The following is a 15,228-nucleotide window of genomic DNA, read 5'->3' as shown; positions in this document are numbered from 1 at the left end:
GATTACGCATCGCTGTGCGTATCGTCGTTGCTACTGATACTGACCAATAGCTGTTTAGATTTCACTTGCTGGCCTATTACTGTGCGCACCTCAGTGACGCGCCCTGTGCTCAGCGCTTTTAACTGATGTTCCATTTTCATGGCTTCCATGACGACCATAAGTTGCCCGGCTTCTACGGCTTCTCCCTCTTTTACCAATACATCGACTATCACCCCGTCCATGACGGCATTGATTTCGCCACTCGCGTTCTGCTCACTCACACTTGCTGGCAGCTGGGTAATATCGTCTATTCGGTAATGCCCGCTGCCATCGTCTAAAAAGAGTGTTTTGTCTTGCAGCGCATAGCTAAAACCTTGGCGGATGCCCTCTTCAATCACCACCGCTTGATTCGCCCCATGACTTACTAAGGTAAGTTCTGCCTCTTGGGTCTCACTTTTGACTAGGTAACTATCCCCTTGTTTGTGTATTTGCACTGCATAGACGTGCTCATTGATTTTCAGGGTGAAGTGATACACCTGGGGCGCTGCACTGCTCCAAGTAAGCTGGCCAAATGAAGCGTGCTGACCAGATAAAGGGTGCTGAAAGTAAATCATGGCGGCTCTGGCAAGTGTGCCTATAGTGGGGGCTGTATTTTGGGTACTGGCATGCTCAGTAAAATGCTGCTCGATAAAGGCCGTTGTCGTTTCACCGTTCATAAAAGCAGGGTGGCGCAGTACATTGAGCAAGAAGGCTTTATTGGTATTTACCCCAACTAATTGAATGTCTTCAATGGCACTGGCGAGTCGCCGTGCGGCGGTTGCCCGGTCTGGCCCATAGGCGATGACTTTCGCCAACATGGGATCGTAATGAGCACTGACGGTATCACCGGTATTGATGCCGTGATCGACACGAATACCTTCGCGTTCAGGGTATTGCCATACAAGAATATTGCCCGTTTGGGGCATAAAGCGTTGCCGAGGGTCTTCCGCGTACAACCGCACCTCAATGGCGTGACCGTCAAGGTTAACCTCTTGTTGCGTTAACGGCAGCGCTTCACCCGCAGCTACCCGCAGTTGCCACTCCACTAAGTCCAGCTCTGTGATAAGTTCAGTCACCGGATGCTCCACTTGTAAGCGGGTATTCATTTCTAAAAAGTAGAAGTTTTTGTCCCTATCAACCAAGAACTCTACCGTGCCTGCGCCTTGATAGCCGCACGCTTTGGCTGCACTCACAGCAGCTTGCCCCATGCGTTTCCGTAATTCTTCATCGACAAAGGGCGATGGCGCTTCTTCAACCACTTTTTGATGACGACGCTGTATCGAACAGTCACGTTCACCTAAATAAACGGTATTGCCGTGACTATCAGCAAATATTTGAATTTCGATATGCCGAGGGGCCAAAACCGCGCGTTCAAGAATTAATTCACCGCTACCGAATGCACTAAGTGCTTCAGAGCGTGCGGTTTTTATCTGCGCCGCCAACTCACCTTGCTCAGTGACCAAACGCATACCGCGCCCGCCACCACCAGCAGAGGCTTTAACCATGATAGGAAAGCCTACATCTGCTGCCTTTTTAATCAGCACTTGGTCGCTTTGTTCTGCACCTTGATAGCCAGGAATACACGGCACGCCGGCGTCTAACATGGCTACCTTGGATAGCCGCTTGCTGCCCATCAATTCAATGGCCGAGGCGTCAGGGCCGATAAACTGAATCCCCGCGGCATCACAGGCCCGTGCAAACGCTGGGTTTTCAGATAAAAAACCATAGCCAGGGTGAATAGCATCGGCTTGGGTTTTGTGCGCCGCAGCAATAATGTTGTCGATCATCAGGTACGACTCGGACACATTGGCAGGGCCCACACACACCGCTTGATCGGCGGCGAGTACATGAGCAGCGTTTTTGTCTGCCTCGCTATACACAGCCACGGTGCGATACCCCATTTGGCGAGCCGTGCGAATAACCCTCAAGGCAATTTCGCCGCGATTGGCGATCAGTATTTTGTGAAACTGATTTTGCTTTTTAAGCCCATGGGGTTGGGTTGCACCAGCTTGTGTATCGCTATTTTGAATGTTTATCATTTGCTCAGTACTCATGTATGCCTGCCTCTATTTACAACAGCTCTACTCACACCAGCTTGGTTTGCGTTCTTGCATAAAGGCTTGGGTGCCCTCTTTACCTTCATCAGACGCTAAGGCTTGGGTAAATACATCCGCGGCTTCATCCAATAGAGTGTCTAGTGCGATAGTTCCCACCTTTATCATGAGGGCTTTGGTATTGGCATTCGCCTTTGGCGCACCGCGCCGGACGTGTTTTAGCACCTCATTGAGCTGGGCTTGCAGCGCCTCTTGCGTCTCGCAAACAAAATGCACAATACCCAAGGCTTGGCTCTGGTCTGCCCCTACTCGCTCGCCCAATAACGCCAGACGCCGTGCTTGGGTTAGGCCGATACGCGTGACGACAAAAGGGGCGATTTGTGCGGGTACAACACCAAGCCCAGTTTCAGGCATGGCAAAAAAAGCACTTTGATGGGCGATAGCAATATCAGACACGCACGCCAAGCCAAATCCGCCGCCTAACACAGCGCCTTCAAGCTGGGTAATAACCACTTGGGGCGCCTGATTTACTTGGGCGACCATGCGCCCGAAGCTGCGGTTGAAATGCCAAATAGCCTGTTGCTTATCTTGTTCACTGGCCGCGTCGCTGTGCATATCTGAAATATCACCGCCCGCACAGAAATTGCCTTCGCTACCGCGAATAACCACTGCACGCACCGAGCTGTCTTCGGCTATATCGCTAAATACCGCCATAACGTCATTGACTAAGGCCAAATTCATCGCGTTTTTCTTGTGTGGCCGATTAAAGCTAATGGTTAACACCCCTTGAGCAAGGCTGACTAAAATTTCTCGATACTGCTTTTGGCTTACATTCGACATTTCTTTATCTCTATTTGGTTATCTCTATTGCGTTATTCGTGACTAGCCCAGACTAAGGCGGCGCCCCATCAGGTATTTTTGCCGCTAGAAACGAGGCACACCAAACTGGCTGGTATTGACCTTTCGCGCTTGGCCTTCACGGCAAATATCCAGCACGAAAGCCAATATTTCTCGGGTGTCTCTTGGGTCGATAATGCCGTCATCCCACAAGCGAGCTGAATTAGCCAATGCGCCGGATTTGGCTTGCATCACTTCTACCGTGCGCTTTTCAAGCGCGTCCAGTTTTCCTGTGTCGATAGCATTAGCACGAGCCATTTTGGCGCTGGCTACCGTTCTAAGAACACTACCTGCTTGGGCTGGCCCCATAACGGCCACCACCGAGCGGGGCCAGGCAAACATAAAGTTAGGCTCGATACCCCGGCCTGCCATAGCGTAATTGCCGGCGCCGTATGAGCCGCCCAGCACAAGGCTGATTTTAGGCACGCTGCTATTAGTGACCGCTTGAATAAGCTTGGCGCCATGCTTAATGATCCCGGCACGCTCAGATTCAGTTCCCACCAAAAATCCCGTGGTGTTATGCAGGAAAACAATCGGCGAGCCCGACTGTTCACATAATTGTATAAATTGCGCTGCTTTGGCTGCGCCGTGAGCAGTGATAGGCGCATTATTACCAATCACGCCGCATACCATGCCGTGCAATCTCATATGCCCACACACGGTTCCCATGTCGTACTCGGCTTTAAAATCGAGAAAGTCTGAGCCATCGGCAATGCGTGCAATCACTTCTCGCACGTCGTAAGGCGTCTTTGCTTCTTTTGGGACAATGCCCAACAGCTGCTCCTTGTCGTGCAAAGGCTCTTGGTACTGATTTACTGCCTGAGGGTGGGCACTGTCATTCCAGTTCAAACTGGCGGTGATCTCACGCACAATGCGAATACCATCTGCGTCATTTTCAGCTTGATAGTCGGCAACACCGGAAATTTCGCTGTGCATTTGTGAGCCGCCAATTTCTTCGTCCGTGGCAATTTCACCCGTCGCCGCTTTTAGCAATGGTGGGCCCGCCAGATACACAGTGGACTGGCCTTTGATCATCACCACATAATCCGACAGCCCTGGTTGGTAGGCGCCGCCAGCTGTTGCGCTACCGTGCACCAAAGTAATTTGCGGGATACCCGCCGCTGACAGCTTAGCCTGCATGGCAAAAGCCGCGCCTGAGAACCCAAACCAATCTCCCAATGAGGTTAAGTCGCCACCACCACTTTGGGCTAAGGCAATCACGGGCAATTTGTTTTGCAACGCCATTTGGTACATGCGCAGGCGCTTGTGGCTGCCAAGTTGAGTAATGCTGCCACCTTTGGTTAAGTAATCATCAATCATGACAATACAGCGGGCGCCAGATACATAGCCAATGCCAGCGATGACGCCGCCACCAGCAGCAGAACCGTCGGTATCCCCTTCTTGCATGTAACCACATAAGCTCGATAATTCTAAAAAGGGCGCGCCGGGGTCAAGTAGTCTTGATAACCGCTCTCTGGGGGGGATAAGCCCGCGCTTAATGTAGCGAGGGGCTTTTTCGTCGGCCAACTGAATAACACGCTTTTCAATCGCTCTGATCTCTAAGACCGCTTCGTGCATGACGAGGGTGTTTTGCTTAAAAGACTCACCGTGCTCATCAAGCTGGGTGTGAAATAGGGCCATGTGACCAATCCTTATTTAATAAGTGAGAACGTGACGTGGTGGGCATTGCGAGACGCCTATTTAGTCTTGATTGCTTAAGAACGCTGGGTGCGCTACTGCGCCGCGATACTCTTCTTTGAGCTGCTCAACTAACTCAGCCATCGGTAACACGTGCTTGATACCTGCTATACCGTGCCCTGCGCTCCAAAAATCTTTCCACGCGTTGCTTTCGCCTAGATCTAAGTCCACATGAGTTTTGGCGGTAAAGTTGGCTAAGTCGACCCCTGCGCGAGCGATAGAGGGTTTTAAAAAGTTACACTTAACCCCGGTGAAGGTATCGGTGTAGATAAGGTCGCTTATCTGTGAGTCCACCAGCATGGACTTATAATCTGGGTCTACTTCTGCCTCTTCTGTGGCGATAAAGCGGGTGCCCATATAGCTAAAATCAGCCCCGAGAATTTCGGCAGCGCGCACTCCCATGCCGTCATTGATTGCCCCGGCAAGCGCTAGTGGTCCATTCCAAAATTCACGGATCTCTCGCACCAAGGCAAATGGGTTTATTTCTCCGGCATGGCCACCCGCGCCAGCGGTGACGATGATGATGCCGTCAACACCGGCCTGAATGGCTTTTTTGGCATGGTCAGCGCGAATAACATCGTGGAAAACCAAGCCGCCCCATTGGTGAACCTCTGCAACGACGTCTGCGGGGTTACCTTGACTGGTGATCACAAAAGGCACTTGGTGCTTTTTAACCACCGCGCGATCACTTTCTAATCGCGTATTTGAGGGGTGCACGACTAAATTAACCGCAAAAGGTGCAACAGGCTTTTGGGGGTTTGCCGCGGCATATTCAGCAAGTTCACTGCTGATCTGCGTGAGCCATGTATCAAGCAAATCTTGGGGGCGTGTATTAAAGGTGGGGAACGACCCCACTATGCCATTTTTGCAGGCACTGATAACGAGCTTCGGGCTAGACACTAAGAACATCGGCGCGCAAATCACGGGTAAGCTCAGTTTATTGTTAAATAAGGCGGGTATCGCCATGTTACTTATCCTTTGTTAATCCTGTATGCATCGAGGGACGATATTGCGGACGCGCAGGCTCATCATCAGAGCTGCTAGCGCATGCCAACACTTGTCATAGGGCGATTATCGGCGCTTAGGGAATATGTCCATGTGCTTGGCGATAATGCCCAGCATCATTTCGTCACTGCCCCCGGCGATAGATAAAATGCGCGTGTCGCGATAGGCTCTGGCAACAGGGTTGTCCCACATAAAGCCCATACCGCCCCAGTACTGCAGGCAGGAGTCGGTGACTTCACGCCATAAACGGCCGCTTTTGAGTTTGGCCATCGATGCAAGGTAGGTGGCATCTTCACCATCGATATGCTGCTGGCAGGCACGCCATGTTAGTGCGCGAAGAGCTTCAACTTCGGTTTGCAATTCAGCTAACTTAAAATGCACGACTTGGTTGTTCAGTACGGGCTGGCCGAAAGTGTGGCGCTCTTTGCACCACCCAATGGTGTCTTGGATCATGCGCTCCATTCCTTTGTGCGCGCTTGCGGCGGCGTACATTCGCTCTTCTTGGAATTGCATCATTTGCATGGTGAAGCCCTTGTTTTCATCACCGATACGATTACGTTTGGGCACCCTTACATTGTTGAAAAATATTTGCCCCGTGTCGCTGGCACGCATGCCTAACTTATTTAAGGGCTTAGAGATTTCAATGCCGGGCGTATTCAGCGGCACAACAATAAGGGATTTATTGGCATGCACATTACCGTCACTGGTATTGGCCAACAGGCAAATCCAATCAGCTTGTGTGGCATTGGTTATCCACATTTTGCTGCCGTTGATGACGTAATCATCGCCGTCACTTTTTGCTGTGGTTTTCAAACCTGCCACATCAGAGCCTGCACCAGGCTCACTGACGCCAATACACGCCACCATGTCACCGGCAACAGCTGGGGCTAAAAATTCACGCTTGAGTTCGTCGCTACCAAAACGCGCTAAAGCTGGGGTGGCCATATCGGTTTGTACACCAATAGCCATGGGAAGCGAGCCACCATAGGCGCGACCTAATTCTTCAGCAAACACTAAGTTATAGCTGTAATCTAGCCCAGAGCCACCGTACGCTTCGGGTTTATGAATGCCCAGTAGCCCTAAGTCACCCATCTTTTTAAACAGGGTGTGCAAAGGTGCGATACCGGCGCTTTCCCATTCTTCAATGAAGGGATCCATTTCATTATCGACAAAGTTTTTGACTGTTTTTCTAAGGGCATCGTGCTCTTCGCTAAGCTGCATTGTTCTCTCCAGATTCAACATCATTGTCACTATCTTAAAGATGTAAAAATTCTGTTAACAGCGTGACTCAGGTCATTTAACTGGTCATTCAGGCCAATTTTGTAAATAATGCCAAATAAACAGGAGAAAACATGCTCAAGCACGTGACATTGTTTGCCAGCGAAAATGCAATGGGACTCAGCTTAGGCCTGACTCATGATGTGTTAGCGTTTGCATCTACCTTGCAGCAGCGCTTACTCGGTCAGGCGATTGAGATATCTTTGGTAACCGTAGATGGTAAGCCCACGTCTACATTCAGTGGATTGGCCATTACACCTGACTGCGCATTAGATGAAGTTCAAGACACAGATTTGATTATTCTGCACAGTATATGGGGAGAGGTCGACACGCTACTGAGCAAACAAGCAGCGCTTTACCCTAGACTTCGCACTTGGCACGAGCAAGGCAAACCTATAATGGCGGCAGCCACCGGCGCTTACTTTTTAGCAGAAGCAGGGTTATTAAACGATCGAATAAGTACCACCCACTGGCATAAGCAAGCAGACTTCGCTAAGCGATATCCCAAAGTTGATGTTAGAGCCGAACGCTTCATCACAGCCACGGGAGAGCTGTACTGTTCAGCAGGCATGAATGCAGGACTTGAAATACTCGTTTACTTGATTTCTAAACTCTCATCGTCGTTGGTGGGTGAGGCAGTAGAGCACGCGTTTCTTGTAGACTTTCGAACCGGTTATGCTGGCGAATTCACCTCAATCAGCCATCAAACTTATCACCAAGACGATGAAATACTGTCGATTCAGCAATGGCTAGAAATGCACTTCATGAGCTCGATTTTGATTGAGCAATTAGCAAGTAAAGTGAATATGAGCCCCAGAACGTTTAAACGGCGGTTCAAAGAAGCCACAGGTGAAACGCCGCTGGGTTATATTCAGCAATTGCGCATTGAGCAAGGCAAAGAGCACCTTAAACATAGCGATAAAAGCATCGAAGAGATTTCATGGGCCGTCGGCTATCAAGATGCAGGACACTTCAACCGCTTGTTTAAACGAAAATATCGCAAGAATGCTTCCGCCTGGCGTCAACAATACCGCTCTTATTGAGCTTTTTTATACCATCGCTGCTGTCAGGCGAACTTGATTGCCCCTTCGCTCTAGCACAAGCCTATGTCGACTCAGGCTGACTCACCTGACGGTCTTCATTTCCTGCCAGAGTTATCTGCCGGTGCCCTCTCGCCAACAAATACGCAGCGTACAGGGCAAGCGGAATATTGATTTGCAAGGCTGCAATGGTAAAGGCTGCAGCGCCAGCCTTGGCTGTGTAAGCTGCGATGAATATGAGCAGTGAAAACGCCAGTACATGTTTGAGCCTAGCGACCCATAGCTGCACGTTTTGCTGGCGCGTCGCTACTACGAGGGCAGCGACCAAGCCGAGCCAAATGAAGAGGTCGATTCGCACGTGCACAAACAAATTGAGCAGCGCGCTCACGCTAAGTATCAGCGGAGTGCCCCACACCAGTGTTGGCCACCACAGGTTGATCACATCGGTAGTTTTGCGTTTTTTCAGCCAAATATTGATACCCGTGGCCGATACCACGGTTAACATCATACCGAGTACAAAATACAATAACTTGCTTGCGATGCCAGCAAATTCACCAAAATGCAAGCGATACATTGAAAAGATAATTTGTTTGGCAAGACCGCCATCACGGTATCCGGCGGTTTCTAAGAAATTACCCTGAATATCAAAACGATAATTCTCAGAGTAAATCAACCGACCAGGTTGTTTCACGTACGCTTCGATAAATTGTCCCGGCGTATTTGGCTCGTGAATGGTAAGAAATAACGGCGTACCTTCAGGATTATGCTGCTCAATATACTCCATGGCGCGGCCTATCTGTGGTCTTTGTAAGGGTTGCTCTAAAGCTGGCTCAGGGGTGAACAACTCATCCAAAACCGCCTGATTATCCCCTGCATAAAATGCTTGCGACACCAGCCCAATCAACACAGTGGCCAAGCCGAAATAGGCACCTGTTACGCCAATCATTATGTGAAAAGGCGCTGCCCACACACTGAAGCGATTATGCAAATCAATGTTTTCTTGCAGCCCAGTGCCGCCGCGGCGAAAGCGAAAGGCGTCTTTGATGATACGAGGATGGGCAAGAAAGCCAGACAAAATTAGCGCACACAACAGCGCACCAAACGCACTAACGAGGATCATGCCGAAGCTTTTGGGTAGATGCAGATACAAGTGCAAATCTACCAGCATTTTAGTCCAGTGAGACTGCTCTACTTCACCTAATGAGCCATCAGGATTAACGAAATGCGCGATATGGTCGTTCTCGACCACCACCCTTGGGATACCCGAACCTGGAAAGACCACATACATGTGCTCAGTTTCTTCGGGGTAGGTTTCAACAAAATTGTCATACGCTTTTTCGATGACGGCAATATCAACCTTGCCTGTTTCAGGGATTTGCGGTTGCTCCCAGCGCTCAAGCTCTTGATGGAACACTGCTAAAGTACCGGATAAACAAATTATGTACATAAACGCGCTAACAAATAGCCCCAACCAAACATGGGCAGAGAGCGACCGTTTACTGAGAGACGGGGTGTTTACTAGTTTTTTTTGAGGATCTACTTTTGAATTTTTCATGGCTTAAACAAATAAATAAAGGCTGGAGGCAAGCGATACAAATACACTAAATATCAGAGGGTTGCGTTTGTTCTCGCAGGACAAATGCCAGAATGACAAGCCCGACCAAACCAATGGCAAAATGATAACCCCTGTTACGAGCTGAGTTGGCCGCTCTAAAGGCAGTATATCTAGTGAGGCAATCACTAACAGACTGCTAACGACCATCAGTAAAACAAGATGATAGAGAATATATCCGCTATTTTTCGCGAGCTTATTTGCATTGAATTGTATCGATTTATCAGCTTTTACAATGTGCTTGCTAGGCATTTGTGTTTTTTGCTCACGTAGTATGCCTAGCCACACGTAAAGCGCGGGTAACCCGAGTGCAAACACGAGGCCGTATTCTGTGCCAAGCGCCACGATCAATAATGGTAAAGTGGCTAATAAGCAACCCCATCCAGCCAGTGCGTAGCGAGTAGAGTGTTGCTTCCAGCTCATATAAAGTACATAGCAGCCTAATAAGCCCAGCGCTATGGCGAGTAACAGTATCATTGGTATTCCCGTGGTTTTTATTATGTGTAAATCGTGAGCGATAAATTGCCTCTTCAACGTCGCCTCGTAATGCACAAGTGCGCTACAGCTTACATAAAGAAGGCTAAATCACTAATGAAACTGATGTAGGCACACTCATCACCGCACTTTTTCCTTTGAAAGGCTTTTTGAGCGCAGGTAGCAAGGTGCTTTGCAAATACCCAATAAAAAGATAATGATAATGATTACCATTAATGCTGTAAAGCGAATTCGACGTGACAGTAATTTAGCTCTTACTGGTGCTCTTTCTTTATCACGTACACCCACAATGCGTAGCAAAACGTGACGACCTATTAGCAGCCGCTCTTATACATACTTAATAGACTTGCCCTCAATCACAAACTTGGGAACTTGGTTATCAGCCGGGCTTCCTTCGCTGAGTGGACAACCGCGTTCTTCTTTGTCTCAGTGCTTTACCGATATCTTTTCACTGATTTTTTATTTACTTGCAAGCACCTCTACTACCAAATATCTCTGCGTTATTAAAAGCATGCTTCACGATTTCACACGCAATAATAAAAACAGCAGACTAAACATGCGAATGCAAATAGTTATCATATAGAATAGAATTTGTGTATGATCCCCGCGTTCGTCATCCACTCACCGTTAAAACATACATATAAACAAGGAAAACTAATGAAGCTGTACAACCTATTTAGCTTGTCTTTATTCACCCTCGCCATGCAAGCTCAGGCGCAAGAAGCGACAGATGCCATTGAAATCAAGCAAGCAGATGCAGAGGTTGAACACTTACTTATTTCCGGTGTACGTCAAGATAGGATCAGCGGGGGTGCGACCGGTCTAACAATGAATATAAGCGAAACGCCTCAATCGATTAGCGTTATCACGTCAGACTTGATGGACAATTTCGCCGCCTTTAACATTAACGATGCTCTACGGTTAGCCACAGGCGTGACAGTAGAAGCCTGGGAAACCAACCGTACTAATTACTCCTCTCGTGGCTTTGAAATCAAAAACACCCAAATTGACGGTGTGGGTTTACCGAATGATTGGGGCATAGTGACAGGGGCCATTGACGCCTATGGGTACGAAAGTATTGAAGTTATTCGTGGTGCCAATGGTTTGCTGACGGGTGTAGGTAACGCATCGGGCACAATCAACTATGTACGCAAACGCCCCACGAATGAAACAGGCGGCGAAGTCAGTGTTATTGCTGGCTCCTATGATTTCAAACGTATTCAAGCCGACTATAACACCCTGCTCACAGAAGATGGGCGCTGGGCTGCCCGGTTTGTGGTGGCTGGCGAGGACACCAACTCCCATTTAGATGGATTATCAGATAACTTAGGTTATTTCTACGGCGTGGTTGATGGTCAGCTAACGGATCACTCTACTCTTACTGTCGGGATATCTCATCAAGACGCCAATACTGATGGCAATTTGTGGGGCGGCCTGGTATTCAATTATACAGACGGTACCCAAGCCGAGTGGGACGACAGCGATTCCACCACACAAGACTGGACCATGTGGGACACCCAAAATACTAACGCCTTTGTAGAGTTCACCAGTCAACTCAGTGACAATTGGCGCCTTGATGTGAACTATCACAAACGCTATTTCGAAGAACAAGATAAGCTGTTTTATGCCTATGGCACCATCGACAAAGAGACGAACTTAGGACTTTTAGGTTATCCCGGTCGTTATGACTCAGATATCGATTCCGATTTACTTGAAGTAAAAACATCAGGTTTTTTTAGTGCATTTGGCTTTGAACATGAAGCGACATTTGGTGTTAGCTATGCCCAAAGTACGGACACTATGTTTAACTACGCAGCCGATTTTACCGAAGCCGCATGGGGTGCATTGCCAGCATTTCCTTATGCCCTTGACGCTATCGCCGAGCCTGATTGGCAAGAGCGCACACTGTATTCAGAAATTAAGCAAAACCTAACCCGCGTATTCGGCTCAACCAAAATTACATTAAGTGATAGCCTGTTTATGATTGCCGGTGTAAATGCCATTGATTTTGAGCGAAGTGGCGATAACAGTGGTACCACTATCGATAATAGCGAAAGTGAGCTAAGTCCATATGTCGGCTTTACCTATGCTATAACAGAAGACATCAATGCCTACGCTAGTTACTCAGATATCTACCAGCCCCAAGAACAGTATGATTTATCGGGGCAATACCTTGACCCAACTAAGGGCAAGAATACCGAAGCTGGTATTAAAGTTCAGTGGCTAGATGAGAGCCTACTAACTACGTTTGCTTATTTTACCGCGGAGCAAGAAAACCTAGCCTCATATGCAGGTATCAATCCTGATAACGGGCAATATTACTACAACGGCATTGATGTTGACTCAAAAGGCTTTGAGATTGAAATGACAGGTCAGCTCACAGACGATCTCAGTGTGATTTTGGGCTATACCGCCATTGAAATTGAAGACGACCAAGGTGCTGATGCCAATACTTGGGCACCTCGTGACTACGTTAATTTCTCGTTGAATTACACCGTGCCCGTAGTGCCAAGCCTAACAGTCGGTGTCAGTGGTCGCTGGCAATCAGAAACCAAAAACACTGATTACAACGTCACCCAAGACAGCTACTTTTTGCTAAACGCCTATGCCAGTTACGACATTACCAATGACCTCAGCGTTAGAGCGAATTTGAATAATATCACTGACGAAAAATACCTTAGCAGCCTGCACAGCTCGTTTTTCTATGCCGCGCCTATTAACGGCACAGTCAGCGTGACTTACAGCTTCTAATCCCACAGCTTCCCACCCTATCTAGTGTGAGAAGCTGCGTTATTGATAGCGCAGCGATAAACAAAAAGTGAGCAAAAAAAGGGCAAATTATATTTGCCCTTTTTGGTTTTAACGTCCTTAGCTAATCACCAACCAGTGCAAAAACATAGTGGCCGTGTTCGTTGATATCTCGGGTGACTTCACCCTCGAAATACAAATAGTTGAGGTGCGCCAGCGCTTCGGCAATAGCAAAGAACATATTGTGTTCATTCAATTCCCGCTTAAACAATACAGGTAAGCATTCTTTAATGGTTTTACCTTGTGCACAAAACGCTTTTAAGTTGGCGAGATGCTCATAGTGATGCTCAGCCAGTTCATCAACCCGCTTATGCAATCCAACGAAAGGTTGTTTATGTGATGGCAGCACGAGTGCATCAGTGGGTAACGTTTTAAACTGCGGTAGCGTGTCTAAGTACATCTTTAAAGCATTAGCGTTTGGCTCAGTGCTGTACACCCCTATATTTGGGGTGATAATCGGTAGTACGTGATCCCCTGATATCAATACATTCGTTGTGGGGTTAAATAGGCAGACATGCTCTGGCGAATGTCCGCGGCCAATCAACACTTGCCATTGATGCTGGCCAATGGTCAGCTCGTCGCCCTCTTGTAAACGCTCATGATGCAATGGGATGGGGCGAATAACCTGCCCGACTCCTTTGTTCGTTTTACGGTTTTCACTGGCGGTTGCCACGTATTCAGGCGACATGCCACAGCGTACTAAGTACTCATCGTCTTGCCAGTCTGATGCTCCTCGACTGCCGGCACTCATAGCTCGGCCAACAAAATATTCTGAGTGGCTCATGTATAATGGCGCGCGATATTTATCAACCAAATAACCCGCCATGCCGATGTGATCTGGGTGCATGTGGGTCACAATGACCTTAGTCAAAGGCACATCCAATTTACTCAGTAAGCTATCCCATAGCTCTTGTGTTTTGCTAACCCCAAAGCCGGTATCGATGAGCGCGTAGCTTTTATCCCCCGTGACCGGATCATTGTCTTCTATCAAGTATAAGTTGATATGATCCAGCTCAAAGGGCAACGGCATGCGCAACCACAAAATACCCGGTGATACCTGCTGCCACTCACCCGGTTCTGGTGGTTGCACATCAATAAAGTCGATAGTCATTGGGCGTACTCCACAATTTATATCATCCTATTACAATCAACTTTGATCTAGATCACCACGCACAACGATGAATCAATAACTATTAAAGCCTTGAATAGCACACTGTCGAACAGTCGTTAAAGTAAGCCAGCGCTTCGCTCGCTTAACCACGCAAACACTTATCTTTATAAGCATTTATTTTGGCAAGCATTACAGGCGAACCCGCTGTAGCATTCATCGCAATTAGATTAGCAATGGAGATCACGTAATGAAGTTTTTAGTTTTTTTGGGCGCCGTTCGCGATAGCACGCCTCCGCGCCCTGCCCGCTTGGGTCTTCGTGTCGCTAAAGCCTGCATGGCGTGTTTAGATGCGCGTTTTCATGAGCATGAGTTTGAATTGATTGATGCGCTGGATTACCCACTTGAGCCGGTCTTCAAACCCCATTTTGCTTACGCTAAAAGCAAAGCGCCCCCAGAGCTGAATACGCTAGCAGAAAAGATAGCCGCCGCAGATGGCTTTATCATGTAATACCAACTCCATTAAATAATTAGCCACTCAGCGAAAATTTAAAGGGACTTAATTAAGGCGCTTGAATGAAGTAATAGTGGTTCTCTTTCGAGTTCGAGCAACGCAGAGTAAGTCCCTTTAAAATTCGCCCAAAGGGAATTCCCCAGCGGGTTTTGTACTGCGTTCTCGGTATTTGAAAGGGAACAACCATTACTGTACACCGACGCCTTGTTCAAAACCGGCTGGATGAATTCTGAGGGGGTAATTATTTAGTGGAATTGGTATAGGCCCTGAGTACAACCATTCCATGAGTCCAGCTTTGGCCAACTTGCTTAATCACTTTGGCAGTTCGTTGTTTTCTTATAAGCCTAGTGCCATCGTCACCTACTCTGCTGGGCAATGGGGCGGCATGCGCGCAGCCGTGGGCATGCGTACGTTTTTATCCGAGCTAGGCTGCCTGCCCGTTTCAGCGATGATCCACGTTCCTAAAGCCCAAGAGGTGTTTACTGAAGATGGCACACCACAGACAGGTGAAGATCAAAGGTCATGGTTTGATTATTTTAGCCGTACATTTACGCAATTAGCTTGGTGGGCACAGGCCACTAAAACACACGGTGAAACAGTCAACCCACATGAAATGCTTAAGACATTTAACACCACACCTGCACAAAGAAATGCGCCTTAGGCGCATTCAGTGATGATATAAGTGACACAGTCGTGTTGAG

Annotated in this window: 11 protein-coding genes and 1 pseudogene; 4 read left to right on the top strand and 8 right to left on the bottom strand. The window is 48.2% G+C overall.

The window, feature by feature from the left end; genetic code table 11:
- Window positions 1-2: 2 nt before the first annotated feature.
- The 5 genes from AC0L6N_RS21740 to AC0L6N_RS21720 form a co-directional block, all read right to left on the bottom strand.
- Window positions 3-2,072: an acetyl/propionyl/methylcrotonyl-CoA carboxylase subunit alpha gene (locus AC0L6N_RS21740; RefSeq protein ID WP_473477645.1), complete on the bottom strand. Its 2,070-nt coding sequence runs from the start codon at window positions 2,070-2,072 to the stop codon at window positions 3-5.
- A 27-nt stretch (window positions 2,073-2,099) separates the two neighbouring features.
- Window positions 2,100-2,912, bottom strand: coding sequence for an enoyl-CoA hydratase/isomerase family protein (locus AC0L6N_RS21735; protein ID WP_473477643.1), 813 nt, complete (start codon window positions 2,910-2,912; stop codon window positions 2,100-2,102).
- 84 nt (window positions 2,913-2,996) lie between these two features.
- Window positions 2,997-4,610, bottom strand: coding sequence for an acyl-CoA carboxylase subunit beta (locus tag AC0L6N_RS21730; RefSeq protein ID WP_473477641.1), 1,614 nt, complete (start codon window positions 4,608-4,610; stop codon window positions 2,997-2,999).
- Window positions 4,611-4,670: 60 nt separating this feature from the next.
- Window positions 4,671-5,633 (bottom strand): NAD(P)H-dependent flavin oxidoreductase, encoded by a 963-nt coding sequence (locus tag AC0L6N_RS21725; RefSeq protein ID WP_473477639.1) that lies wholly within the window; start codon window positions 5,631-5,633, stop codon window positions 4,671-4,673.
- 105 nt (window positions 5,634-5,738) lie between these two features.
- Window positions 5,739-6,893, bottom strand: coding sequence for an acyl-CoA dehydrogenase family protein (locus AC0L6N_RS21720; RefSeq protein WP_473477637.1), 1,155 nt, complete (start codon window positions 6,891-6,893; stop codon window positions 5,739-5,741).
- A 131-nt stretch (window positions 6,894-7,024) separates the two neighbouring features.
- On the opposite strand from AC0L6N_RS21720, the gene AC0L6N_RS21715 reads away from it, so the two are divergent.
- A complete protein-coding gene (locus AC0L6N_RS21715; RefSeq protein WP_011573244.1) occupies window positions 7,025-7,993 on the top strand; it encodes a GlxA family transcriptional regulator in 969 nt (322 codons plus the stop codon).
- 61 nt (window positions 7,994-8,054) lie between these two features.
- On the opposite strand, the gene AC0L6N_RS21710 is transcribed toward AC0L6N_RS21715, so the two are convergent.
- Together AC0L6N_RS21710 and AC0L6N_RS21705 are read right to left on the bottom strand one after the other, a co-directional pair.
- Window positions 8,055-9,545: a PepSY-associated TM helix domain-containing protein gene (locus AC0L6N_RS21710; RefSeq protein WP_473477636.1), complete on the bottom strand. Its 1,491-nt coding sequence runs from the start codon at window positions 9,543-9,545 to the stop codon at window positions 8,055-8,057.
- Window positions 9,546-9,548: 3 nt separating this feature from the next.
- Window positions 9,549-10,079 carry a hypothetical protein gene (locus AC0L6N_RS21705; RefSeq protein WP_473477634.1) on the bottom strand — a complete coding sequence of 177 codons (531 nt, stop codon included), beginning with the start codon at window positions 10,077-10,079 and terminating at the stop codon, window positions 9,549-9,551.
- A gap of 675 nt (window positions 10,080-10,754) precedes the next feature.
- Between AC0L6N_RS21705 and AC0L6N_RS21700 the strand changes: the two genes are divergently transcribed.
- Window positions 10,755-12,848, top strand: a complete 2,094-nt coding sequence (locus AC0L6N_RS21700) for a TonB-dependent siderophore receptor (RefSeq protein WP_473477631.1) — start codon at window positions 10,755-10,757, stop codon at window positions 12,846-12,848.
- Between the two features lie 121 nt (window positions 12,849-12,969).
- Here AC0L6N_RS21700 and AC0L6N_RS21695 read toward each other — a convergent pair whose 3' ends face one another.
- Window positions 12,970-14,016 (bottom strand): MBL fold metallo-hydrolase, encoded by a 1,047-nt coding sequence (locus tag AC0L6N_RS21695; protein WP_473477629.1) that lies wholly within the window; start codon window positions 14,014-14,016, stop codon window positions 12,970-12,972.
- 247 nt (window positions 14,017-14,263) lie between these two features.
- Between AC0L6N_RS21695 and AC0L6N_RS21690 the strand changes: the two genes are divergently transcribed.
- Window positions 14,264-14,524, top strand: a complete 261-nt coding sequence (locus tag AC0L6N_RS21690; protein ID WP_473477627.1) for an NADPH-dependent FMN reductase — start codon at window positions 14,264-14,266, stop codon at window positions 14,522-14,524.
- Window positions 14,525-14,780: 256 nt separating this feature from the next.
- A pseudogene (locus AC0L6N_RS21685) lies at window positions 14,781-15,188 on the top strand (NADPH-dependent FMN reductase); the annotation flags it as partial.
- Between the last annotated feature and the right edge of the window lie 40 nt (window positions 15,189-15,228).

The organism is Paraglaciecola sp. G1-13, from assembly GCF_055809255.1.
Note: the sequence above shows the minus strand (reverse complement) of the source record. Positions and strands in the feature narration are given on the sequence as shown.